17 protein-coding genes and 1 pseudogene are annotated in these 22872 nt (G+C 66.4%); 9 read left to right on the top strand and 9 right to left on the bottom strand.

Translation table 11 applies throughout. The features are described 5' to 3' along the window. A partial coding sequence (locus W5W_RS14360) for a VOC family protein (RefSeq protein ID WP_017193921.1) occupies positions 1-372 on the bottom strand: 372 nt, incomplete at its 3' end. Between the two features lie 194 nt (positions 373-566). After that, positions 567-1856 carry a glycosyltransferase gene (locus W5W_RS0100605; RefSeq protein ID WP_029573974.1) on the bottom strand — a complete coding sequence of 430 codons (1290 nt, stop codon included), beginning with the start codon at positions 1854-1856 and terminating at the stop codon, positions 567-569. Positions 1857-2437: 581 nt separating this feature from the next. Between W5W_RS0100605 and W5W_RS0100600 the strand changes: the two genes are divergently transcribed. The 3 genes from W5W_RS0100600 to W5W_RS0100590 are packed head-to-tail and all read left to right on the top strand — an operon-like array spanning position 2438 to position 4438. Next, positions 2438-2821 (top strand): GntR family transcriptional regulator, encoded by a 384-nt coding sequence (locus tag W5W_RS0100600; protein WP_034498242.1) that lies wholly within the window; start codon positions 2438-2440, stop codon positions 2819-2821. Then, a complete protein-coding gene (locus W5W_RS0100595) occupies positions 2797-3765 on the top strand; it encodes an ABC transporter ATP-binding protein (protein WP_029573972.1) in 969 nt (322 codons plus the stop codon). Before W5W_RS0100600 ends, W5W_RS0100595 begins: the two co-directional genes overlap by 25 nt. 1 nt (position 3766) lies before the next feature. Beyond that, a complete protein-coding gene (locus W5W_RS0100590; protein WP_008731067.1) occupies positions 3767-4438 on the top strand; it encodes an ABC-2 transporter permease in 672 nt (223 codons plus the stop codon). Positions 4439-4631: 193 nt separating this feature from the next. Here the strand turns inward: W5W_RS0100590 and W5W_RS0100585 are convergent, their stop codons facing one another. Continuing rightward, positions 4632-5558 (bottom strand): ribokinase, encoded by a 927-nt coding sequence (locus tag W5W_RS0100585; RefSeq protein ID WP_017193917.1) that lies wholly within the window; start codon positions 5556-5558, stop codon positions 4632-4634. Positions 5559-5972: 414 nt separating this feature from the next. Between W5W_RS0100585 and W5W_RS0100580 the strand changes: the two genes are divergently transcribed. The 3 genes from W5W_RS0100580 (at position 5973) to W5W_RS0100570 (ending at position 9505) form a co-directional block, all read left to right on the top strand. Beyond that, positions 5973-6977, top strand: coding sequence for a nucleoside hydrolase (locus tag W5W_RS0100580; RefSeq protein ID WP_008731054.1), 1005 nt, complete (start codon positions 5973-5975; stop codon positions 6975-6977). A gap of 150 nt (positions 6978-7127) precedes the next feature. Then, positions 7128-8534 carry a NupC/NupG family nucleoside CNT transporter gene (locus W5W_RS0100575; protein ID WP_034498240.1) on the top strand — a complete coding sequence of 469 codons (1407 nt, stop codon included), beginning with the start codon at positions 7128-7130 and terminating at the stop codon, positions 8532-8534. 17 nt (positions 8535-8551) lie between these two features. Beyond that, a complete protein-coding gene (locus W5W_RS0100570; protein WP_017193915.1) occupies positions 8552-9505 on the top strand; it encodes a nucleoside hydrolase in 954 nt (317 codons plus the stop codon). 582 nt (positions 9506-10087) lie between these two features. Here W5W_RS0100570 and W5W_RS0100560 read toward each other — a convergent pair. Continuing rightward, the gene (locus W5W_RS0100560) at positions 10088-10822 is read right to left on the bottom strand and encodes a TetR/AcrR family transcriptional regulator (RefSeq protein WP_017193913.1); all 735 of its coding nucleotides are present in this window, start codon (positions 10820-10822) and stop codon (positions 10088-10090) included. A gap of 1432 nt (positions 10823-12254) precedes the next feature. On the opposite strand from W5W_RS0100560, the gene W5W_RS0100550 reads away from it, so the two are divergent. Continuing rightward, positions 12255-12725, top strand: a complete 471-nt coding sequence (locus tag W5W_RS0100550; protein WP_017193911.1) for a peptidase inhibitor family I36 protein — start codon at positions 12255-12257, stop codon at positions 12723-12725. Positions 12726-13053: 328 nt separating this feature from the next. Then, positions 13054-14601: pseudogene (locus W5W_RS16875) on the top strand (IS1634 family transposase). A 325-nt stretch (positions 14602-14926) separates the two neighbouring features. Here the strand turns inward: W5W_RS16875 and W5W_RS0100530 are convergent. The 5 genes from W5W_RS0100530 to W5W_RS0100510 all read right to left on the bottom strand — a co-directional run bounded on the left by W5W_RS0100530 (position 14927) and on the right by W5W_RS0100510 (position 20901). Next, a complete protein-coding gene (locus W5W_RS0100530) occupies positions 14927-15754 on the bottom strand; it encodes a class II aldolase/adducin family protein (protein WP_008731107.1) in 828 nt (275 codons plus the stop codon). An 86-nt stretch (positions 15755-15840) separates the two neighbouring features. Then, positions 15841-17364 (bottom strand): rhamnulokinase, encoded by a 1524-nt coding sequence (locus W5W_RS0100525; protein ID WP_017193909.1) that lies wholly within the window; start codon positions 17362-17364, stop codon positions 15841-15843. Positions 17365-17813: 449 nt separating this feature from the next. Next, entirely contained in the window at positions 17814-19016 is a 1203-nt protein-coding gene (gene rhaI, locus W5W_RS0100520) for an L-rhamnose isomerase (protein ID WP_017193908.1), read from the bottom strand. A 153-nt stretch (positions 19017-19169) separates the two neighbouring features. Beyond that, positions 19170-20453: an MFS transporter gene (locus tag W5W_RS0100515; RefSeq protein WP_008731099.1), complete on the bottom strand. Its 1284-nt coding sequence runs from the start codon at positions 20451-20453 to the stop codon at positions 19170-19172. A 76-nt stretch (positions 20454-20529) separates the two neighbouring features. Further along, positions 20530-20901, bottom strand: coding sequence for an L-rhamnose mutarotase (locus W5W_RS0100510; protein WP_017193907.1), 372 nt, complete (start codon positions 20899-20901; stop codon positions 20530-20532). Positions 20902-21236: 335 nt separating this feature from the next. On the opposite strand from W5W_RS0100510, the gene W5W_RS0100505 reads away from it, so the two are divergent. After that, positions 21237-22253, top strand: coding sequence for a LacI family DNA-binding transcriptional regulator (locus W5W_RS0100505; RefSeq protein WP_017193906.1), 1017 nt, complete (start codon positions 21237-21239; stop codon positions 22251-22253). Positions 22254-22872: the final 619 nt, after the last annotated feature.

Genomic DNA, 22872 nt, shown 5'->3' with positions numbered 1-22872 from the left:
CGAGTCGGTGCCGACTGCGGCGAGAGCGAGCACGTGCCCGTCGGGGTCGAGGGCGTACCCGACCGCCTCGCCCCACGGCCGGTCGTCCACCGGAGCGAGAATCCGGCCACCGGCGGCCTCGACACGCTCCAGGACGGCGGCGGCGTCGCGGCGACGCAGGTAGAGCTCGCACCGCTGGCCGGCGCCGGGAGTGAGGTCCGGGACCAGTGCCGTGATGTCGCGTTCGAGCATGAGTCCCAGTGTGAGGTCCCCGAGGTCGAACTCGGTCATGCCGGGTACATCCAGGGCGGGGGAGGCTCCAAGCACTCGTCGGTAGAAAGATGTGGCGCGGTCCTGGTCCTTCACATACAGAATGACCTCGGTGGGGTGCATACGGGAACCGTAGCGCAATGTGTGTCGCGGCCTCTCGTCGAGAGCGGCATCGGGTCTTCTAGAACCACCTGCTTGGGATTGGGGCTGGGAACCTGCTTGGGGTTGGGAGGGGGATGATATTCGGGGTGCCGCTTGCCGGCGGAGGGGGGCGTTGGCGTTGTTGTCTGTTCTCTGGAGAGCGCCGGCGGGATCGCTCAGAATCGGCGGTACGGTGATGGTCGATGATCTTTGGTCAGGATGCGATGATCGTTGATCAGGATCTCGTACAGCTCCACCATCTTCTTCGTCATTGTTGTCGAATCGAATTCTTGGGCGACCTCGAGAGAGCCCTGGGACAGCTTTTCTAATCTATGAGGGTCTGAGAACAGTTCGTTGAAAGTCCGTGCCAGGCTCGGCCCGTCGATGCCGTCGGTCAATATTGAATTGCGTTCGGTCAGGCCTTCTGTCATCTGCTCGTCGCAGTACACGATTGGCAGGCCGCTCGATGCCGCTTCGAGGAAGGTCATCGGCTGATTGTCGAAATGGTAAGAGGCGAGTGAAAAAACGTCTGCCTGCTTGAGCAGGGCGGCGACCTTGTCGCTCGGCTGCATGCCGGTGAATATGACTCTTCGGGTGACGTCGAGCTCTTCGGCGCGCATGCGCAGTTCCTGCTCGTAAGGGCCCCCGCCGGTCAGGACGAGTTTGATGCTCTCGTCGGAAATATGCGGCATCGCCTCGATGAGCGCTTTCTGCCGCTTCTCCGGACTCATTCTCGCCACCGATATGATGAACTTCTCTCCCGGATTCTTCTTGATGGGGGAGTCGCTCGGGTCGGCGTCACGATATCGTTTCGTATTGATTCCATTCGGGTGCACGTAGCACGGCACCGTCAGCCCGCCTTCATCTATCAGTATTCTCGCCAGGTGATTCGACGGCGATATGCAGGCGTCGCACTTGTTCGCGAAGGCAGCGGTCAACCGCCATCCCTGATGCGAGAAGGTGTCCTTGATCGCATCCTTGCTCATGGTGCGCAGCTGCTCGCGGGACGGCGTCGACAAGATGGGTCTGGTGCGCAGTGCAATGGGGAGTGCCGCTGTCAGGGCGATAATGCCGGCCGTCACCATGAGAGGGTAGTCGTCGATCAATTCTGTGTACAGCGTGTGCACGGTGGTGACATGAGGGATATTCTGGCGTTTTGCCACGCTGTGCGCGAGGACCCCCACGTAGAACTGCATCTGACTATGGACGATGTCGAACTCGTATTTATCGAGCCTTCGCGCCAGGCCGGGATAGATGACGCCAGTCTCCCGTTTGTCGAAAATGTAATTCTTTGCTGAAGGGACGCGAATTATGTGGTCGTCATCGTCTTCGTACGTCTTACTTCTTGGTGCTATTACGTAGACTTCATGTCCGAGAGCCTCCAGGGCTTCTTTTAGATTCGTTGTCGAGGTTGCCACGCCGTGCACTGACGGCAGATAATCGTCAATAAATATGCCAATCCGCACATCTCAGTGTATCACGGCTCCATATAGTGGGCTCGGCCGATGTTCAGTGAGGTTCGACTGGTCGTCTCGCCGAGATCGGTCGCACTCCGCCTCGAGATCGGTCCACTTCCGGCTCGAGATCGGTTCGTTTTTGGCCCGGGTTTGGTCTGCGACGATCTGGTTGGGGTGTCGTTGCACACTTCTTGGTGGACGTCGTTCGGAACTGTTGAAATTCGGATGGGTGGGGCTGTTGGCATGCATGACGGCTGCATCGGTTGAATGCTGGAAAACTGTGAAGTCGTCACATTCTCCCGACGCTTTTCTTGCCGGTTCTCATGCTCGGTGTTGATGCTCGAGTGTGAGTCCGGTCGCGGTCCTGTGTGCTTCTGCTCGACTGTGTTGAGGGGCGGAGGTGGTGGCCGCCTGCTCGGGGCTCGGTGGTGGGTGGCGACCGATCTCGAGTCGGAAGCGGACCGATCTCGGGGCGGAGCTCGACCGATCTCGAGTCGGAAGCGGACCGATCTCGGGGCGGAACTCGACCGATCTCGGCGGAGGGGTGGGTCCATATTGCACATGCGGTACATGTGCGATATAAACAGTAGGTGCACATCGTTCTCTCCCGGACGTCCGGAACTCCCATGTACGAGCAGATCGTCGCCCAGATCCAGCAGGCCATCTGGTCCGGCGAGCTGCCCGCCGGGACTTCGCTGCCCTCACTGCGCCGACTGGCGCGAGACCTCGAGGTCTCCCTGATTACGACCACCCGCGCATACAACGACCTCGCCGCGGCCGGCCTCATCGCCAATCAGGCCGGCCGCGGCAGCTTCGTCCTGCCCCAGGACGAGGGCGAGACCCGCCGGCGTCTCCTCGCCAGGCTGGACGCTCAGCTCGATGACGCTGTCGCCACCGCCAGGCTGGCCGGCATCGACCTGTCCGAATTTCACGAAAGGAGCGGTCAACGATGGACCGCAACGAACAAGAAGTGAGCGACCCGGCGTCTGCGGGCACCGACGCCCGTTCTGCGCCCGGGGCCGCGGTCCGCCTCGACGCCGTCGTGCGCAAACAGGGGGCCTTCACCCTCGGCCCCCTCGACATGGCCGTTCCGAGCGGTCTGGTCACCGGCTTCGTCGGACCCAACGGCGCGGGCAAGACCACCGCCATCAAGGCCATGCTCGGCATGGTCGACGTCGAGTCCGGCTCGATCAGGGTCCTCGGCGCCGCACCCGGTGCCCGCCACGACCGTATCGGCGTCGTCATGGATGCCGTGGCCCTGCCCCCGGAGTGGACGGCCACCGCGGCCGCCCGCAACCTGGGGCGCTTCTACCCCGACTGGGACCAGACCTTCTTTAAGGATCTTCTGCGCCGACTGGACGTGCCGTCCGGAGACAGGGTCAAGGACCTGTCGCGGGGCCAGAGCGTCAAGCTTCAGCTCGCCCTGGCGCTCGCCCACCGCCCCGAACTCCTCATTCTCGACGAGCCCACCTCGGGCCTGGACCCCGTCGCGCGTCTGGAGGTCCTCGACGTCTTCCGCGACTTCCTCATCGAGGAGGGGCGGACGATCCTCTTCTCCACCCACATCACCTCGGATCTGGAGCGAATTGCGGACCATCTTCACATTATCGGGGGCGGCCGCACCTGCTTCGAGGGGCCCATGACCGACCTCGCCGAGCAGTGGGCCATGGCCCGCGGCCCCGTCTCCGCCCTGACACCCGAGGCTGAAGCGGCTCTGGTCGGGGCCCGGCGCGGCTCGGCGGGCACCTTCTCGGGACTCATCAGGGTCTCGGACACCGCCGCGTTCGGGCCCGACGTCCTGATCGAGGCCCCATCCACCGACGAGGCCGTCGCCGCCATGACTCGCGACTCGCGATCCGACAGCCTCCGCCCTCAATCCAGTCCCGCCGCCTCGGCGGCCCCAGCCCAGGAGCACTGATATGCGCGCCATGCATACCATGCACACCACCTCGACCCTGCTGCGCGTGGAACTGTCCGCCCACGCCGCCACGCTGCGCACCTTCGCGATCGTTGTGGCAGTGTTCGCCGCGGCGAACCTCGTCATGCACGGGGCGACGCCGACCATCGTCGTGTGCATTCTGACGGTGGCCTTCCTGCCGAGCATCCTCTTCGCACAGGACGAGCGCGCTCACCTGGACATCATGTATGCGGTCCTGCCCGTCTCGCGGACGAGGCTCGTGGTCGGCCGCTATCTGTTCATCGCCATCAGCGCCGTCTTCATGACCCTGGCTGGTGTTGCTGCTGCGCAGATCGATGAACTCGTGCACGGCCCCGAGCCCAGTCCCGTTCCGCTGTCCATGCTGGCGGTCGCGGGTTTGGCTCTGGTGGTCGTGGGGGCTATCGCCGCGGTTCAGCTTCCCCTCTTCTTCGCCCTCGGCCACGCGCGCACGGGCATGTACGCCTATGGCACGACCATGCTTCTCATGCTCGGCGGGATGGTGCTGGTCGATCACGTCCCCGACCTGTCGCTCGCGATCGTGCGGTGGGCGAGCCTGCCGTGGAGCGGGCCGGTTGGGGCGGGGATCGCGGCGGTGCTGCTCATCATCTCCGCCGCGTGCTCGGTGCGCCTCTACCGGAGACGGAGCCTATGAGGAAGACGGCGACGCCGGCCCGCCGACTCTCTCGCATCAGCGCCGCCCATCTCGGTGCGGAGTGCGACCGATTTCGATGCGGAAGTGGACCGATCTCGGTGCGGAGTGTGACCGATTTCGATGCGGAAGTGGACCGATCTCGGTGCGGGTTGCGACCGATTTCGATGCGGAAGTGGACCGATCTGGGTGCGGGTTACGACCGATCTCGCGGGGTGCGGGGTGCGACGGGCGTGATGCCCGCATAGGAGGAGGCCGCCCCGGCGGCGAGGACCGCCGTCGAGCCCGCGCGCATCCCCCCGTCCACCGCCTCCGGGAAGCCGCGTCCCATGGCCAGAGCCGCCGCGAGCACGCCGACCGTGGCATCCCCGGCTCCCGTGGTGTCGACGACCCTGCCCAGCTCGAGCGCCGGAACATGCGCAGCGCCCTCGTCCGAGGACCGGACGGCGCCATCGGCGCCGAGCGTCACGAGCACGCAGGCGGTGCCCCGTTCGCGCAGCGCCGCCGCTGCCGTCAGAGCCTCCTCGGCCGTCTGCGGCGCGGGCGTCCCCAAGATGAGCCCGCACTCGCTCTCGTTGACGACGAGGACGTCCGCGGCCGCCAGCGTCTCCGCTGAGATCGGGTAGACGGGGGCGAGATTGAGCACGATCCTCGCCCCGGCCGCGTGCGCCCAGGCGATGACGGCCTCATTGGCGGCCGGGGGGATCTCGCCCTGAAGGACGACGACGTCATCCGGGGCGAGCTCGACCTCCGCGGCCGCCTGCTCCCCGGTGACGCGGCTGTTGGCCCCGGCGTCCAGAATGATCGTGTTCTCCCCGGCCGCGCTGACGGTGATGAAGGCGATCCCGGTGGTGACCTCCTCGTCCGTGCGCAGGGCGGAGACGTCCACGCCGTGCGCATGCAGCTCCTCGCGCAGGGTGATGCCCGCGGCATCGCCGCCAACGCGCCCGACGAACAGGGTGGTCGCTCCGCCATGAGCGGCTGCGGCGGCCTGATTGGCGCCCTTGCCCCCCAGGCGATAGGTGGTGGAGGTTCCCGACAGGGTCTCGCCCGGCTGGGGGAAGCGGTCGACTGTGACCGTGATGTCCTGATTGACGGAACCGACGACGATGACGCGCCCCATGATGAGCTCCTTGGTCTCGGCGGAAAGGATCGGCGGAATGAATCGTGGGAATGGATCGTGATGGCGAATGGATCGTGATGGCGAATGGATCTCGATGGACGACGGTCGGCGTGTTGAGGGGGGGGCGATCGTGCCCTCGCCGGTCAGGTGCCGGTATCAACGCCTCTGAATGTGTGAGACATTATGTGCGGTCCTGTGGGCCGTCAAGGCGCTGCCCACTGCTCCGCAACGGGGTATCCGGACGCGGACAAGGGCTTTTTCGGCCCTCGAACTCAATGAACTCGATGAACTGAACTCGATCCTCATTCACTCCTCGCCGCGGTGATGACGCCGTATCGAAGATTCCGATCGGCATGAATCAGGGCAGACAACTCCATCGTCAACTCACTCGTCACAGTTACAAAGGAGTCACATGTGGCCACCAAGATGATCCTCGACTGCGATCCGGGCCATGACGACGCGATCGCCATCCTCCTCGCGCTGGGGAGCCCGGATATCGACCTCCTGGGCGTCACGACCATCGGCGGCAACCACAGCCTCGAGAAGGTCACCTACAACGCCCGGGCCGTGTGCGAGCTCGCCGGCCGCCCCGGCACGCCCGTCCACGCCGGTTGCATGAAGCCCCTCGTCCGCGAGGCCATCGACGCGGCCTACATCCACGGGCAGACCGGCCTGGACGGCGTCGACCTGCCCGAGCCGAGCCGGCCGCTGCCCGATCAGCACGCCGTCACCTGGCTCATCGAGACCATCATGAGCCATGCGCCCGGCACGATCACCGTCGTCCCCACCGGTCCCCTGACCAATATCGCGGTGGCCGCCCGCCTGGAGCCCCGCATTGTCGAGCGCGTCAAGGAGATCGTGTTCATGGGCGGCGCGTACGGGGTCGGCAATGCGACTCCGGTCGCCGAATTCAACATCCTGTGCGACCCCGAGGCCGCTCACATCGTCGTCAACGAGAGCTGGCCGCTGACCATGATCGGCCTGGACGTCACCCACCGGGCCCTGTGCACTCCCGAGGTCCAGCGGGTCATCAGCTCGGCCAACCCCAGGCTCGCCGACGCCGTCGACGGCCTCATGGACTTCTTCCGATCCACCTACCGGGACCAGGAGGCGTTCCCGGACCCGCCGACCCACGACCCCTGCGCCGTCGCCTACGTCATCGATCCCGATCTCGTTCCCACACGGCGATGCCCCATCGACGTCGAGTTGCGCGGCGGGCTCACCTACGGAATGACCGTGGCCGACATGCGGGCCATCCCCGCCATGCCCGCCGGCTCCGGGGATTCCGGGAGTTCTGTGGGCTCTGAGGGCTCTGGCGGCTCCGGGGGATCCGGCTCCTGCACCTCGCGGGTCGGAATCGGCCTGGATACAGACCGATTCTGGGATCTCGTCGCGAGCGCTCTCGCCCGCCTGGGCTGAGACCGGCCGGCCGGGCTCGCGGCGGTGCGTGTCATCCGGCCTGCCGGCCTCGTGCAGAGCGCTCCTCCAGCGGACCGATCGGGCTCGACGGCATCCGCTCTTCATCAATCGACAACCGCATACCTCCCGTTGCACACGAAGGGTCGTTTCATGTCTTCAGCATCTTCAGCGCTCTTATTGGCCGTCAATCTCCTGGGAGTCCTCGTCTTCCTCGCCGCAGGATGGCTGCTGTCCCACGATCGCAAGAAGATCCACTGGCAGTCGGTCGGGATTCTCACCGTGCTCAACCTCGTCATCGCCTGGATCCTCACGAGCTTCTCATGGGGCCGCGCCGTCGTTCAGGGCGCGGCGGCGGGCTTCAACGAGCTGGTCTCCGTGGCATGGAAGGGCATCAACTTCGCCCTGTCGAACTGGGTCGGCGCCGAGGGCGTGGACCCCACACCGGTGAACTTCATCGTCAGTGCGCTGCTGCCGATCCTCCTGGTCGTGCCCGTCTTCGACATCCTCACCTACATCGGATTCCTGCCGTGGGTCATCACCTGGATCGGGCGGGGCCTGAGCTTCATCACCCGGCAGCCCAAGTTCGAGACCTTCTATTCGATCGAGATGATGTTCCTGGGCAACACGGAGGCCCTGGCGGTCTCCAAGCTGCAGGTGCAGAAGATGAGCCCGGCGCGCAACGTCGTCATCGCCATGATGTCGATGAGCTGCGTGACCGCGTCGATTCTTGCCGCCTACATCCAGATGGTCCCCGCAGAGTTCGTCCTGACGGCGGTGCCCATCAACTGCCTCAACGCCCTCATCGTGACCTCCTTGCTCTACCCGGTGGACGTCCCGCCCGAGGAGGACGTCATCGTCACCTATGAGAACGGTGCTGATGGTGCTGATGGTGCTGATGGCGCTGATGGCCCTGACAGTGCTGACGGCGCCGGCGAGAGCGAGGCCGACGGGGTCTCCGCCGTCGAGACGCGGGACGGGGCCGGCTCCGGCGGCCTGGGCGCGCTGGCGGCCAAGCTCATGACGAGGAGCCCCGGCAGGACCGGCAGGCCCGCGAAGGAGCCCTTCTTCTCATTCCTCGGCGATTCCATTCTGGGCGCCGGAAAACTCGTGCTCATCATCACCGCGAACGTCATCACCTTCGTGGCGCTGGCTGCCCTCATCGACAAGATCCTCGGCGCGATCTGGGCGCCGCTCTCCCTGGAGTCGATCCTCGGCGTCGTCATGTACGTGCCCGCCCTGCTTCTCGGCCTCGACACCTCCACCAGCTGGGAGGTGTCGCAGCTCATGGGGCTCAAGCTCGTCACCAACGAGTTCGTCGCCATGGGGCAGATCGCCGATGCGGTGACCGGCTACACCCGTCACCACCAGGCCGTCCTGACCGTCTTCCTCACTTCCTTCGCGAACTTCGGCACGCTGGGCATGATCATCGGCTGCTTCAAGGGGCTCGTCGATAAGGAGCGCAACGATCTGGTCGCCAAGAACGTCGGCCGCATGCTCCTGTCCGGAATCCTCGTGTCCCTCCTGTCCGCCGGCATCGTCGGCATTTTCGTGTGGTGAATGAAGGAGAAGCCCTCATGACCAAGAAACTCATCCTCGACCTGGACACCGGCATCGACGACGCCCTCGCGATCGCCTATGCGCTCGGCAGTCCCGAGGCCGAGCTCGTCGGCGTCACCGCCGCATACGGCAATGTCCTCATGGAGGACTCGGTGCGCAATTCCCTGGCCGTCCTCGACATTCTGGGAGCCGACTCCGTGCCGGTGCATCCGGGTCTGCCGCACGCCTCCACTGCCGAGGACTTCGCCGTCCAGGAGATCTCCACCTTCATCCACGGCCGCAATGGGCTCGGCGAGGCTGACATCGCGCCCTCCACGCGGAGCGCCGCCGCCACGGACGCCGTCGACTTCCTCATCGAGGCCTCGCGGCAGTACGGCGAGGAGCTCGTCTACGTCCCCACCGGGCCGCTGACCAACCTCGCCGCGGCCCTGGACCAGGATCCGGGCCTGGTCGAGCGTCTCGACGTCGTCCTCATGGGCGGGGCCCTGTCCGTCTCCGGGAATGTCAATCCCTGGGCCGAGGCCAATATCAGTCAGGACCCCGACGCCGCCGACACGGTGTTCCGCTCCGGCGTGAGCACCACCATGATCGGCCTCGACGTGACGCTGCAGACCCTGCTCACCTACGAGCACACGCGCCGCTGGCGCGAGCCGGGTACGCCGGCCGGCACCTTCCTGGCCGACATGACCGATTACTACATCAGGGCCTACGAGACCACTGCGCCGGGGCTCGGCGGGTGCGGCCTGCACGACCCGCTCGCCGTCGGCGTCGCCATCGATCCCAGCCTCGTGACCGCCTTCCCCATCAACCTCCAGGTCGACCTCGACGGGCCGACCCGCGGGCGGACCATCGGGGACGTCACCCGCCTCAACGAGCCCTGGAAGAACAGTCGCGTCGCCCTCGCGGTGGACGTCGAGCGCTTCCTGGCGGAGTTCATGTCGCGAACCATCTCGTTGGTTCAGGGGCCCTGATGAGGTGGGCGCTGGTGGGGCGGTGGGCCGGCGGGCGGGCGCTGGTGGGCCGATGGGCCGATGGGCCGGCGGGCGCGCCGAGATCGGTCGAAACTCGCGCCGAGATCGGTCGTACTCCGCGCCGAGATCGGTTCATTTCCGGCTCGAGATCGGTCGGGTTCCGGCTCGAGATCGGTCGGGTTCCGGCTCGAGATCGGTCGGTGGGACGGGTGGTGAGTCTTTTGAGAGGTCAGCGGATGAAGGCTGAAAGTACTGGAAGTGCTGTGGGCACTACTGGCGCTGAAGGCGCTGCGAGCACAGCGCTCATCGGGTTGACGTGTGGGGCGGTGAGCGTTGTCGCCGGACTGCTTCAGATAATTGATACGTACTATGCGGCTCATCCGCCGATCTGGCTCGTGCTGCTCGCCATCCTCGCTTGGATGACGTGGGTGGCGATGATGAGTCGGCAGCTGGTGCAGCTGGCGCGAGGGCGTGCGTCGAGATAGACATTTTCGAACGAAGACGGCGGCGGCATCGTCGATCTCGTTCGAGAATGTCTATCTCGATTCGGCTGCCGTATCTGCATCGCGCTTGCGGTGGTTGTCAATCTGCTCGGAGGTCGTTGGTGAAGGAGCGGATTGTGGTGGCCATGTCGATGCTGCGGTTTAGAAGCCATTCGCTTTGAACGCCTTCGATGAGGGAGGCGAGCTGTGTTGCCGTCTGGTCCAGGTCGAGGCCTGGTCGGAGTCGTCCGGCGATCTGCTCTGCTGCGAGGTCTGAGTGCAGTTGCATGCGGAAGCGTCGGGCGGCATTGGTGACGTGTTCGTGGGCGGGGTGATCGGGGTTGACGGCCTCGGCGCGCATGAGTGCGTCGAGTTGGATGAGGCCTGGGGCTGCGGCGTTGTGTTCCATGATCCTGGGCAGGGCGTCGAGCAGGCCGTACTCAATGACGAGAGCCGCGCGCCTCTGCGCCTCGGCCTCCTCCCGTCGGGTCAGCACCGCCTGGAGGAGGGCATCCTTGGTGCCGAAGTGATGGCGCAGCAGCGTGTGGCTGACCCCGACGGCCTCGGCGATCTGGCGCAGGGAGAGGTTGTTGAAGCCCTGCTCGGCGAAGACCTCCATGGCGGCGGAGACGATCTCGCTGCGACGGCGCTCGCCGTTGGCGTAGCGGGTGCGGCCGTCCGGCGGGGCGACGGCGTCGGTCGACCGTGAGGAATCGGCGGGTGGTCTGTCGGATGGTCGGACGCGAGTCGGCGCCGCTGATCCCTGTGGGGTGTGGCCTGTGCCCTTGTTCTTCTGGTTTCCTGTCGGGGCGGTCCTGCGGTTTCCGCTCGGCATGGCGCCCTCGCCTCTCCTCGCGTCCGTGGCTTCTGCGGGTCTCTACTGGTGTGGTCTTTGCGTCGGTTCGACCGACTCATGTGTCGGCCGCTGCTGAGCGTGTTCGGCGGTGGTTGTGCTCTCAAGGTCAGCCTATCCGGCGAGGCGTGGAACGTGATCTGTGGAGTGATTTGAAACTCATACAGACTGGTGGATTTTGGCTGCGGCTCTACGGCGAGATCGGTCGTACTCCGCGTCGAGATCGGTCGAAACCCGTGCCGAGATCGGTCGTACTTCGCGTCGAGATCGGTTCTGTGTGGTGTGTCGGGGCGTCTGAGACGGCGGGGGGCGTGGGTGAGTGCGTCGAGTGTGGTGGTTCCTGGTGGAGTGGTTCTTGGGGCTGGGGTTCGTGTGAGTCGGGCTGGACAGTCGTGGGGCGGCTCTACTGGTGTCTGCGTGTGCCGGGGGTGGTGGGTGTTGCACACTCGCGGATGCTCCGTGTCGGTGGGAACCGCGTAATCATGCGGAACGGCAACGTCGGTAGCGGCCACAATCCTGCTCCCATGTGCGCAGACCCCCCTCATTGCGCATGGGAGCCCGATCCCCGCATACGACGATCGCCAGAAAATCCCGTCATTCCAACAAAAACCAGCCCTGGTCCCGCAGAGGTCCCAGTCTCCCATGTGCAACACCGACGACACCCACGCCCGCCAAGCACTGTCCCAGATGTCCCGACACACCACAATCTCGAGCCGGAACTCGACCGATCTCGGCGCGGAAGCGGACCGATCTCGAGGCGGAAGTGGACCGATCTCGGCGAAGGGCGGGCAGTGAGCGGCAAGAAGGCAGTAAGTAAGGGCGAAGACCTCGTCGTCCTCGCCCTGGTCGGCATGCAGGCTGATTCCCGCGCAGGCTCCGGTCGGCTGACTCCGGAGGCGTTGCGTCGAGACCGCTCAGCGCTGGTCGGTGCTGGTCAGCGCTGCTCGTCCCGGGCGCGCTCGGCGGCGAGGGTGCGCTGGAGCTCGCGCTCGCGGGTGACGGCGGCGAGGATGGTCAGGTCGATGTCGAAGAACATGGCGATTCCTTTCGTGCTGGTTTCTCTCGGGTCCCGTCCCGGAGGTGGGACGACAAAACGCACGGCCGACAGGAGCTCCGTCGTCGTGCGTCTGAAGAAGAGTAACCACCGAACCTGTCGGTTCCCATCAGCCTGGCGCTGTGAGGTTCAAGACTGTCGAGACTGTGCGGCATCCGTCGAACGCGGCTGTGGGGCGGAGCTGCCGAGGATTTTTTATCGCGATTCTGCTCCGTATTATTTTTATGCCGTCAGTTATCAGACGACAAGTAGGCGAACGCGCATGGCGACGGCGCCGACGGGCTGCATTGAAGCGCCCTATGTGTCCTGGTCGCCTGCCGCATCCGTTTGTTTGTTACGACTACCGAAGGATGTCTCATCATGAATGTCAAAATTGCCTCTCGCATCACCAATGTCATAGCTGTCTTCGCTCTTGCCGTGGGAATATCTTCCCTCGGCTCCCCGGCGCAAGCCGATGAGGACGATGATTTATGGGCAGTTCCGGTTCCTATCCCGGGTGCAGCTATGGAACGCAATGGAATCTGTGAGAAGGGGGAGATCTGCTTCTATCACAACAGCAACCTCGGAGGGTCGGTCTCCGACTTCTTCTCCGATGTCAAGGACTATGGGACCTCTCAGCCTGGTTGCTATGAATTCAAAGGCCCCGGCGAGGGGCAGGGGGAGTGCATGGACCACAACGTGGCATCCGTCTGGAATCGAACCGGTGAGGTCGTGTCGATCTACAAGGATTCCGAATGTCAAGGAGACCGCGCTGTTGTAGGGGATGACGAGATTCCCCAGAACCTCAGCGATCTCATCAAGAATAAGAACGCCTCTCATTGCATCGGCTGACCTTTATCGGGCCTCGCCGTCGGGACCGATAAACTCGCCGATCATTCCGGCGGGCAACTCGATCCCGTAGCGCACCGCATATCGCGAGATCGGTCCAGTTCCGCGCCGAGATCGGTTCGTCAAGCGAGAAGTGGACCGATCTCGACGCGGATTGGGACCGATCTGGGTGCGGAGTGCCTGACTCGTGACAGTTTGGTGGGTTTGGGGGTTTGGGGCTGATTTTTCGTTGGTATTCCGTCATGTTGGGGGTGTGCTGGCACACTAAGCGGCCGGTAGGGTGGGGGTGGTGAGCCCGTTTCTGCGTAAGGTCAAGACTGCTTCAGGAGCGATGGCGGTACAGATCGCGGTCAAGGAAGGGCGCCGGGACAAGGTCATCGAGCACCTGGGCTCAGCCCACACCCAGGCAGAGCTGGCTGCTCTGATGGAGATCGGCCGGCACCGCATCGCTCCGGACCAGCTGGCTCTGGACCTGTCCCCTGTGCCATCAGCGCCACCGCCAGCCTCCTCAGGACCGGCCAACGTCGGCGCGGTGGTGGCCTCCAAGCGCTCGGGCCTGTTGTGGGACGTTCTGCACGGGGCGTATACCCGCCTGGGACTGGGCGAGGCGGTCGGTGGTGATCGGGCCTTTGAGCAGATGGTTCTGGCGCGTTTGATCGAGCCGACCTCCAAGGCCCAGGTGCCCTGCGTGCTGGGTGATCTGGGACTGGAGTCGGCTAGCGTGCGGACCTTGTTCCGCTCCCTGGCCCGAGCCCAGGAGCGGGGCTACCGCGAGAGCCTGTCTGGGGCCCTGTTCGAGCACGTCACCGCCAGTGGGGGGCCTTGCCCTGTGCCTGTATGACGTGACCACGCTCTACTTCGAGGCCGAGCGTGAGGACGAGCTGCGCAAGGTCGGCTACTCCAAGGAGCGGAGGGTCGATCCTCAGGTCATCGTCGGGCTGCTGGTCGACCGTCATGGTTTCCCTCTCCAGGTCGGCTGCTGGGAGGGGAACAAGGCTGAGACCGCCACGATCATCCCCATCGTGGAGGCCTTCCAGGCCGCCAAGGTCGAGCCCCTGGTCGTAGTCGCTGACGCCGGCATGCTCTCGGCCGCCAACCTGAACGCCCTGGATGAGGCCGGAGTCGGCTTCATCGTCGGTGCCCGCACCACCCGCGCCCCGGGGGACCTGGAGGCGCGCTTCCGCTGGAGTGGGGACGCCTTCACCGACGGGTAGGTCATCGACACCATCACCCCCAGGAGGGGCTCGCGGAGCGAGCGGGACAAGAGTCGCAAGTCCGAGCCGGTATGGGACCCGCACACCCATCCAGGCTCGTGGAGAGCGGTATGGGCCTACTCCAAGAAACGCGTGGCCCGGGACAACCAGACCCTCACCGCTCAGGAGAATCGCGCCAGGGCCGTCATCGCCGGTGAGAAGCGTCCCAAGAACACGCGTTTTGTCACCGTCCGTCAAGGCGATCAGGTCCTTGATGAGGCCTCCATCGCCAGGGCCCGGTCTCTGGTGGGGCTCAAGGGCTACGTCACCAACATCCCCGCACGCTTGATGGACGCCGGTGAGGTCGTCTCCTCCTACCACGAGCTGTGGCACGCCCGAGCAGTCCTTTGCGGATGAGCAAGCACGACCTGCCAGCCCGCCCCGTCTTCCACCACACCCGAGACGCCATCGAGGCCCACCTGACCATGGTCATGGCCTCCCTGGCCGTAGCCCGCCACCTCCAGGAGGCCACCGGGATCAGCATCAAACGCGTCATCCGCGCCCTTAAACCCCTCCAGGACGTCACCATCAACCTCAACGGCCACCACCTCACCGCCACCCCACAACTAACCCCCAAGGCCGAGCAAATTCTCACCGCCCTGAGCACCCCACCCCCGGCACACTAACCGTCATGAGTCAGGATTGCATCGGCTGACCTTTATCGGGCCTCGCCGTCGGGACCGATAAACTCGCCGATCATTCCGGCGGGCAACTCGATCCCGTAGCGCGCCGCATATCGCGAGATCGGTCCAGTTCCGCGCCGAGATCGGTTCGTCAAGCGAGAAGTGGACCGATCTCGACGCGGATTGGGACCGATCTGGGTGCGGAGTGCGACCGATCTCGACGCGGATTGGGACCGATCTGGGTGCGGAGTGCGACCGATTTCGAGCCGGAAGTGGACCGATCTCGGCGCGGAGTGCGACCGATCTCGGTGGAGAGAATGAAGGTCACTCAGAACAAGTCGGTATCCACCCCGAAAGCCTCGACGACGGCGCGCAGCTCGGCGTCGGTGACGCCCTCCCCGAGACCGCCCGCCATCATGTTGCGAACCTCGTACATGGCCCCGGTCTCGGCGTATTCGACCTTATCGACGGCCGCGAGCGGCGAGTCGTCGGAGCGCACCATGATGCCGTGCTTGGACCACAGGACGATCACGTGGTCGCGCAGGGCGCGCACATTGTTCTCCATGAGGGTCTGCGAGCCCGGCACCATGAAATCGAGCACCTCGATCCCCGCGGGGATCTGAACAATCGTCTCGGGCTCCCAGCGCAGGATGCGGCGGTTGAACTCCTTGGTGCTGCGGATCGCCTTGATGTGGCTGAGCTGGACGAGGTACGGGGGTTGGGCGTGGATGACGGCCTGGACGCCCACACCGCGGTGCTCCACCTGGTCGTTGTGCACGGCCAGGTGGGAGTTGAACTCGCTGGTGGGGTTGGCGTAGGCCCGCTGCGGGTGGGTGTACCAGGTGCCGGTGGCCCCGCCGTCGTCGACGACGAAGGCGGACACGTTGGCCTCGGGCGCCCCGGCGACATCCCGCAGGCGGCAGCCCGAGCCGGTCACCAGGACCGTGCGGCCGGCCAGCGCCGGAGCGGGCAGCGGCAACTCGGTGCCGGGGCGGGCCTGCGGGAAGCGGTCGGCCAGGCCGAGTTCCTCGGCGCCGGCGGCGATGGACGCGGAGATGTTTCCCGCTCCGGCCTCGACAGCCCCCATATGGTCTAGGCGGCGTCCGGCCGCGCCCATCTGGGCGAGGACATCATCAAGGGTTGGGTGCGTGCGCATGGGCGGTTTCCTCGAATTCTTGGGTTCTGGCTGCTTCTGGATGTCTTCTTCGACCGGGCGCTGCCGCAACGGCGCCGATGCGGGGCTCAGCCGAAGAGCCGCCGCTCAGCGGCGTCCCAGTCGGCGGCGTCGGGGTCGGGCGTGTACTCGGTAATCCGGGTGGAGTCGCGGATGAGGCGGCGCAGGTCGCTCAGGTCTCCCTCGAGCAGGCCGGCGCCCCGGGCGGCGACGACCATGTTGCCCAGGGCGGTCCCCTCGGCGGGGCCGGCCAGGACCGGCAGTTCAGTAGCATCCGCGGCCAGCTGACACAGGAGCCGGTTGTGGATGCCGCCGCCGACCATGTGCACGACTTTGACCTCGCGCCCCGACAGCTCCGCCGCCTGACGCACCGCGCGACGGTAGGCCAGGGCCAGGGAGTCGTTGATGCAGCGTACGTACTCCCCGACGCTGCGGGGCCGGGGCTGGTCGGTGGCCCGGGCGGCGTCGTCGATGCGGGCGGCCATGTCCCCGGGGGCGTAGAAGGCGGAGTCGTTGATATCGACCACGGTGCGCAGCGGCTCGGCGGCGGCCGCGGCGGCGTCGAGCTCGGGCAGGGAGATCTCCATGCCCTGGCGCTGCCAGGTGCGCACGGCCTCATTGAGGACCCACAGGCCCATGATGTTCTTCAGGTAGCGGACCGTGTGGTCCACGCCGAGCTCGTTGGTGAAGTTGGCGGCCTGCGAGGCCAGGGTGAGCACCGGCTCGTCCAGCTCCAGGCCGACCAGTGACCAGGTGCCGCAGGAGATGTAAGCGAAGTCGGCTCCGGCGGCGGGCACGGCGACGACGGCGGAGGCGGTGTCGTGGCTGCCGACGGCGATCACAGGAGTGGGGGAGCCGTCGGGCCCGAAGACCTCCAGGGACTCGCGGCGCACCGGCCCGATGAGGGTGCCGGGCTCGACGATGTCGGGCAGGACGCCGTCCAGGTCGAGGCCGAGCTCGGTGCGCAGGCGCTCCAGCAGGAGCCGCGACCAGGCGCGCAGCCGCGCATCGACCAGGCCGGTGGTCGAGGCGTTGGTGACCTCGGCGACCCGCTGGCCGGTGAGGAAGCAGGCCAGGAGGTCGGGCAGGAGCAGCAGGGTGCGGGCATAGGCGCCGTTCGAGGCTCGGGGGATGCCGTTGTCGCGCGCCTGGGCCACGAGCTGGAACATCGTGTTGAACTCCTGCACCTGCAGGCCGTTGATCGCGTAGATCTCCGGCGCCGGGATCTTGGCGAAGACCCGCTCGGGGATGCCGCGGGTGCGCTCGGAGCGGTAGGCGTGGACCTGCGCGGACAGGGTGCCCGAGCCGTTGACCAGGCCGTAGTCCACGCCCCAGGTGTCGATGCCGATCGCCGACAGGGGGCCGACGTCGCGCACGGCCGTGAGCAGGCCCTCGCGCACCTCGTTCCACAGGTGGAGCATGTCCCAGAACAGGCGCTCGCCCTCACGGGTGGGCAGCGGGATGGCGCCGTTGGTGAAGCGGCGCGTCTGGGTCAGGTCGATGCGTCCATCGGCGATGGTGCCGACCATGACGCGCCCGGAGGAGGCGCCGAGGTCGACGGCGCCGATGTGGACGGGGCGGGTGGCGGTCATGAGGGATCCTTTCGGAGGACGTCATCAGGTGCGGATGGGGGCGGGGCCAGTACGAGTCGAGCCCCTCGGCGGGCGCCGGGGCGCCGGCTGTGCCCGGGGACGCAGGGGCGTCAGGGGCGTCAGGGGCGCTGCCTGGTGCCTGCCGAGGGGGTCGGGGACGGGCATCCGGGCCGCAGCCGGGACATGGCACAGTATGAGCCTTATGAGGCTATGGCCCAGCCGGTCCCGGTCTGCCCTGGTCGGCTCTGGCCTGCCCCGGTCGGTATCGGTCGGTATCGGCAGGCCCCGGTCGGTATCGGCAGGCCCCGGTCGGCCTCCTGTTCAGTCGGCCGGAACCGGTCAGAGCCGGTCCTGGCCTGCCCCGGTCGGCCCCGGTCGGCCCCGGCCGGGACCCGGCCCTAGTCGGCGTCAGCCGGCCCGGCTTGCCCCCGCTCCCGCTGCGAGCGGGCTCAGGCGCCCCAACCAGCGGCGTTGCCGCCGACGCGCTCGGTGCGAATCCTCTCCAGGTAGCCGGAGTCCAGGAACGCCCGCATCGGATCGGGGGCCAGCCCCCGGGCCTCGCGCAGCTCGGCGAGCAGCGGGCGGACGTCGGTGCTGAAGGCGTCGACGAAGACGTCGTTGGCGGCGAGCACGTCACCGGCGGTCTGGGCCGCCTTCAGGGCCTCGCGGTCCACCAGGAGCGCCTTGGCGGTGGCCTCCTGGACGTTGGTGGCCGAGCGGATCTCGCCGGGGATCTTCTCCTCAAGGTTGTGGCACTGGTCGAGCATGAAGTTGACGCCCGAGTCGGGGGCCAGCGCCCCGGCGGCGACGATCTCGTTCATGATGCGGAAGAGCTGGAAGGGATCCGCGGCGCCGACGATGAGGTCGTCGTCGGCGTAGAAGCGCGAGTTGAAGTCGAAGGCGCCCAGGCGCCCCAGGCGCACCAGTTGGGCGACGATGAACTCGATGTTCGTGCCCGGGGCATGGTGCCCGGTGTCCAGGACGACCTTGGCGCGCTCTCCGAGCGCCAGGCAGTGGACGAGGCTCGTGCCCCAGTCCGGGACATCGGTGTGGTAGAAGGCCGGCTCGAAGAACTTGTACTCCAGGACGAGCTGCTGATCCTCGTCCAGGGCCGCGTAGATCTGGGCCAGGGAGTCGGCCAGGCGGTCCTGGCGCTCCCGGATGGAGTCCTGCCCCGGGTAGTTCGTGCCGTCTGCCAGCCAGATCTTCAGGGCCGGCGAGCCGGTGGCCCGCATGATGTCGATGCACTCCAGGTGGTGGGCGATCGCCTTGGCGCGGATCCGTTCGTCGGGGTTGCACAGGGACCCCAGCTTGTAGTCCTCGTCCTGGAAGACGTTGGAGTTGATGGTCCCGATGGAGATGCCCTGGTCCTCGGCGTGGCGGCGCAGGGCGTCGTAGTCGTCCGTCCTGTCCCACGGGATGTGCAGGGAGATGCGCGGCGTGACGCCGGTGAGGCGGTTGACCTCGGCGACGTCGTCGATCTTCTCGTAGGGGTCGCGGGGCACGCCCGCGGTGGTGAAGACCCGGAAACGAGTGCCGGAGTTGCCGAAGGCCCAGCTGGGCAGCTCGATGGTCTGGGTCTCCAGCAGGCCGCGGGCCTCGGGGCTCAGGTCGGACAGGGTCGGGGTGGCGGGGTGGGGCGAGGGCGTCATGCGCTGCTCCGTTCAGATGCTGTGGTTGCTGAGTTGCTGTAGTTGCTGTGTTTGCTGTGGCTTTCGTCGGATGCCAGGGCTCCAGGGGCGTCAGAGGCTTCAGAAGCGTCAGGAGTCTCAGTGCTCGGTTGAGCCGGCTCGGCTCACATCGGCTCACATGCTGGTCACGTGCTCGCCGTAGCGCTCCATCTCGATCTCCTCCAGGCTCTTGCCCCGCGTCTTCGGGGCGAAGACGGTGCCCACCAGAGTGGCGATGATGAGGAAGCCGATGAGGATGAGCCCGTCGATGAGCAGGCCGTTCTCCTTGGCGAGGATGATCGGGAAGATGAGCGAGATGAGGCCGGAGGCCAGACGAACGGCAAAGAAGACGATTCCCTGGGCCGCGGAGCGGTACGGGGTGGCGAAGAGCTCGGGGGACCACACCGAGTAGAAGGCCTGGGCGGACGGCCCGGCTGACAGCCCCCAGATGATCGTGTAGGTGAACGCGGTCCAGGCCGCGGTGGAGGGCCCGAAGACGAGCACCACCCAGGAGACGATGGCCAGCAGGCCGCCGACGAAGTAGTGCCAGCGGTAGGAGACGCGGTCCACCAGGTACATGAAGACGAAGGTCGAGGCGATGACGAAGCCCCACGAGAGCATGGAGAACAGGTCGGTCTGCAGGGTCTCGTAGCCCATGGAGCTCAGGATCGTGGGCAGGAAGATGCCGTTCTGCGAGGCCGCCTGGTTCCAGCAGGTGTAGATGACCGCCAGGAAGATGAGCGCGGTGATGTTCACGCGGCGGGTGAAGAGCTTGCGGAAGGCGCTCCACATCGACGGCGGTGTGGCGTCCGCGCCTCCCTTGGCGTTCTCCCAGGTCTCGGACTCCTCCAGGCCCCGGCGGATGTACCAGGTGGCCAGGGCGATGACGACCAGGTGGGCGAAGATGATGCGGCTGCCCAGCAGTCCCAGCGGAGCCAGGGCCGCTGCCAGGCCGAAGCCGATGAACGGGCCGAATGACCAGGCCAGCTGGGTGGCGCCGATGTGCTTGCCGCGCTGATCGGTGGGGGCGAACTCGGCGATGTAGGTCCAGCCCGCCGGGACCGAGGCGCCCACGGCCAGGCCGATGACGACGAAGCCGGTGAACAGCATGGCCAGATTGGCCGCGAAGACGACGATGAGGCCGCCCAGGGCGTACAGGAGCAGGTCGTAGGTGTAGATGAACTTGCGGCCGTACTTGTCGCACAGGGGACCGCCGATGAGCGCCCCGATGGCTGCGCCGAAGGCGTTGGAGCTGAAGGCGGCCAACAGGCCGGCGACGGTGCCGTCGTCGCTGGGGAAGTAGGCCGCGCCCCAGAATCCGAGGGACGTGGCGATGGCGATGATGGAGCCGGAGTCGATGTAGTTCGACATGGCGACCGCTGCGGTCGCCTTCCATCCGGTCAGTGGCTTGCTGGCCATGCTCTTCTCCTTGAGGGACGAGTGTGGGGATCGGGTAAGAGGGGTATATAGAGAGATAAGTGATAAGGGAATCGTGTCAGTCCAGGCGGAAGTACTGGGGCAGGACGGCGGCGCTGCCGCCGCTCGGCTGGACGAAGTACTGGGCCATCTCCGCCTGCCAGCGGGTGTTGACCTCCTCGTCCTCCATGGCGGCCATGGCCGCGGCGACGTCGTCGGATTCGAAGTAGCCCACCACCAGGCCGTCCTCGGGGCGCAGGAAAAGGGAGTAGTTGCGCCAACCGGTGCGATGCAGCGCCTCGCGCATCTCCTGCCAGACGCGCTGATGGACCTCGACGTACTCCGTGAGGCGCTCGGGGCGGACCTGGAGCAGGAAGCAGCAGCGCTGCCGGGAGCGGGCGTCCGTGGTACTCAGCAGGTTCTCCAGCGAGTCGGCGGGTGTTGTCGTCATTGAACATCCTCGTTCAGGGGGTGGGCGATCCGATATGAACCGTTTCAAGAGAGAGTCTACCCGCCGCTGCGCGCCTCCTCAAGGGTGGGCCGCTCCTCGTCTTCACTCCGTCCGCCGGTTCGTCCGGCCGTGCCGGCCCGGGTCGGCCCGCCACTCATCCCGTCCGGCCGTGCCGGCCCGCTCTGGTGCGTCGCCCGCTCTGGCCCGGGACGGTGGGCGCGTCCATGTAGTTCCCGCCCTGCCCTGTTCCGCCCCTTCTCTGAAAAAACGCAGCCGAAGGCCGTTATCCTGCGTGCAGAATCGATCGGTCAAGGGGCATGATGAGGAGGGGTGCCGTGGCTCATCCTTCGGTGCGCGACGTCGCTGAGAGGGCCGGCGTCTCGGTCGGCACGGTCTCGCACGTCCTCAACCACCCCGAGCGCGTGGCCGGGCCAACCTTGGACAGGGTGCGCGCGGCGATCGACGAGCTCGGCTTCGTGCGCTCGGAGACCGCCCGGCGTCTGCGCCATGGGGGCTCCTCGCTGGTCGGGGTGCTCGTCCACGACATCTCCAACCCCTTCTTCACCGAGGCCGCCCGCGGCATTGAGGACCGCCTGCGCGAGGACAACCGGGTCCCCATGCTGAGCTCGACCGATTCCGATCCCGATCGCGAGCGCGAGCTCATGAGCCTGCTGGCGGGACTGGACGTGCGCGGCGTCATCGTGACGCCCTCGAGCTGTACGCTCGACAATCTCGCGGTGCTGGCCGGGCGCGGAATCCGAGTGGTTCTCATGGATCACCCGCCGATCTCCGCGGGCCTGTCCACCGTCTCCGGCGACGACGTCGCGGGCGCGCGCGCCGCCATCGCCCATCTGGTCGATCTCGGCCATCGGCGCATCGGCTTCGTCAACGGGCCGCTGTCGGTCAGGCAATCCGTCGACCGCCGCAATGGCGTGCTGACGGCGCTCGCGGATGCTGGACTCGAACCCACCATGGTCCTTGCGGAGATCGAGGCGGTCAGTGGGGGGCACGGGTACACGGCTGATGCCGGGGCGGTCGGGGCCGCGGCGCTCCTGCGGGCGGAGTCTCGGCCGACGGCGCTGTTCTGCGCCAACGATCAGCTGGCCATCGGCGCCATGCGCGAGATCCGCCGTCGTGGACTGAGTATCCCCGATGACGTGGCCATTGTCGGCTACGACGACGTGGCGATCGCCTCCGAACTCATCACCCCGTTGACCAGTGTTCACGTACCCATGCGCGATATCGGTCGTGCTGCCGCGGATCTGCTGCTCGCCGACGGCTCCGAGGTGCGGCATGTGGCCTTCGCCCCCGAGCTCGTCGTGCGCGCCTCGACGTCGGGCCGGCCGGCCTGAGCCGGGTCGATCGCGGGCCGGAAGCGGGCTGGTCGCTCTCCGCGTCGAGATCGGTCGTAACCCGTGCCGAGATCGGTCGCACTCCGCATCGAGATCGGTCGTAACCCGTGCCGAGAACGGTCGCACTCCGCATCGAGATCGGTTCGGTTCCGCAGGTCTGCTGCTCTCCGATGGTTCTGAGGTGTGGCATATGGCTTTCGCTCTCGAGCTCGTCGTGCGTGCCTCGACGTCGGTTTGGTCAGGCTGAGCCGGACCGATCTCGAGCCGGAAGTGGGCCGATCTCGGTGCGGGGCGTGGCGGGTGTGCCTGGTGGGCGTGTTTATCGTCGGTGTTGCACATGGGAGGCTGGGGCCTCTGCGGGACGGGGCTGGTTTTTGTTGGAATGACGGGATTTTCTGGCGATCATGGTGTGTGGCGGTCTCGCTCCCACGTGCGGTCAGGGGGGCTGCGCACATGGGAGCCGGACCGCGCTCGCTGCTGATAGTGCTGTTCCGCATGATTCCGCGGTTCCCACCGATGCGGAGCATGTGCGAATGTGCAACACCCACCACCCCCGGGCACACGGAAGCCACGAGGGCACCGGCAGAGCCACCCACGTCCGTCCAGCCCGCCTCACACG

Source organism: Actinomyces massiliensis 4401292 (genome assembly GCF_000269805.1).
Classification (GTDB): domain Bacteria; phylum Actinomycetota; class Actinomycetes; order Actinomycetales; family Actinomycetaceae; genus Actinomyces; species Actinomyces massiliensis.
Note: the sequence above shows the minus strand (reverse complement) of the source record. Positions and strands in the feature narration are given on the sequence as shown.

What these genes read in the sequence shown, in the direction of transcription:
- W5W_RS0100515 (WP_008731099.1), bottom strand. Translation starts at nt 20,453, where the DNA reads ATGGCCAGCAAGCCACTGACCGGATGGAAGGCGACCGCAGCGGTCGCC.
- rhaI (WP_017193908.1), bottom strand. Translation starts at nt 19,016, where the DNA reads ATGACGCCCTCGCCCCACCCCGCCACCCCGACCCTGTCCGACCTGAGC.
- W5W_RS0100510 (WP_017193907.1), bottom strand. Translation starts at nt 20,901, where the DNA reads ATGACGACAACACCCGCCGACTCGCTGGAGAACCTGCTGAGTACCACG.
- W5W_RS0100595 (WP_029573972.1), top strand. Translation starts at nt 2,797, where the DNA reads ATGGACCGCAACGAACAAGAAGTGAGCGACCCGGCGTCTGCGGGCACC.
- W5W_RS0100560 (WP_017193913.1), bottom strand. Translation starts at nt 10,822, where the DNA reads ATGCCGAGCGGAAACCGCAGGACCGCCCCGACAGGAAACCAGAAGAAC.
- W5W_RS0100525 (WP_017193909.1), bottom strand. Translation starts at nt 17,364, where the DNA reads ATGACCGCCACCCGCCCCGTCCACATCGGCGCCGTCGACCTCGGCGCC.
- W5W_RS0100570 (WP_017193915.1), top strand. Translation starts at nt 8,552, where the DNA reads ATGACCAAGAAACTCATCCTCGACCTGGACACCGGCATCGACGACGCC.
- W5W_RS0100590 (WP_008731067.1), top strand. Translation starts at nt 3,767, where the DNA reads ATGCGCGCCATGCATACCATGCACACCACCTCGACCCTGCTGCGCGTG.
- W5W_RS0100585 (WP_017193917.1), bottom strand. Translation starts at nt 5,558, where the DNA reads ATGGGGCGCGTCATCGTCGTCGGTTCCGTCAATCAGGACATCACGGTC.
- W5W_RS0100575 (WP_034498240.1), top strand. Translation starts at nt 7,128, where the DNA reads ATGTCTTCAGCATCTTCAGCGCTCTTATTGGCCGTCAATCTCCTGGGA.
- W5W_RS0100550 (WP_017193911.1), top strand. Translation starts at nt 12,255, where the DNA reads ATGAATGTCAAAATTGCCTCTCGCATCACCAATGTCATAGCTGTCTTC.
- W5W_RS0100530 (WP_008731107.1), bottom strand. Translation starts at nt 15,754, where the DNA reads ATGCGCACGCACCCAACCCTTGATGATGTCCTCGCCCAGATGGGCGCG.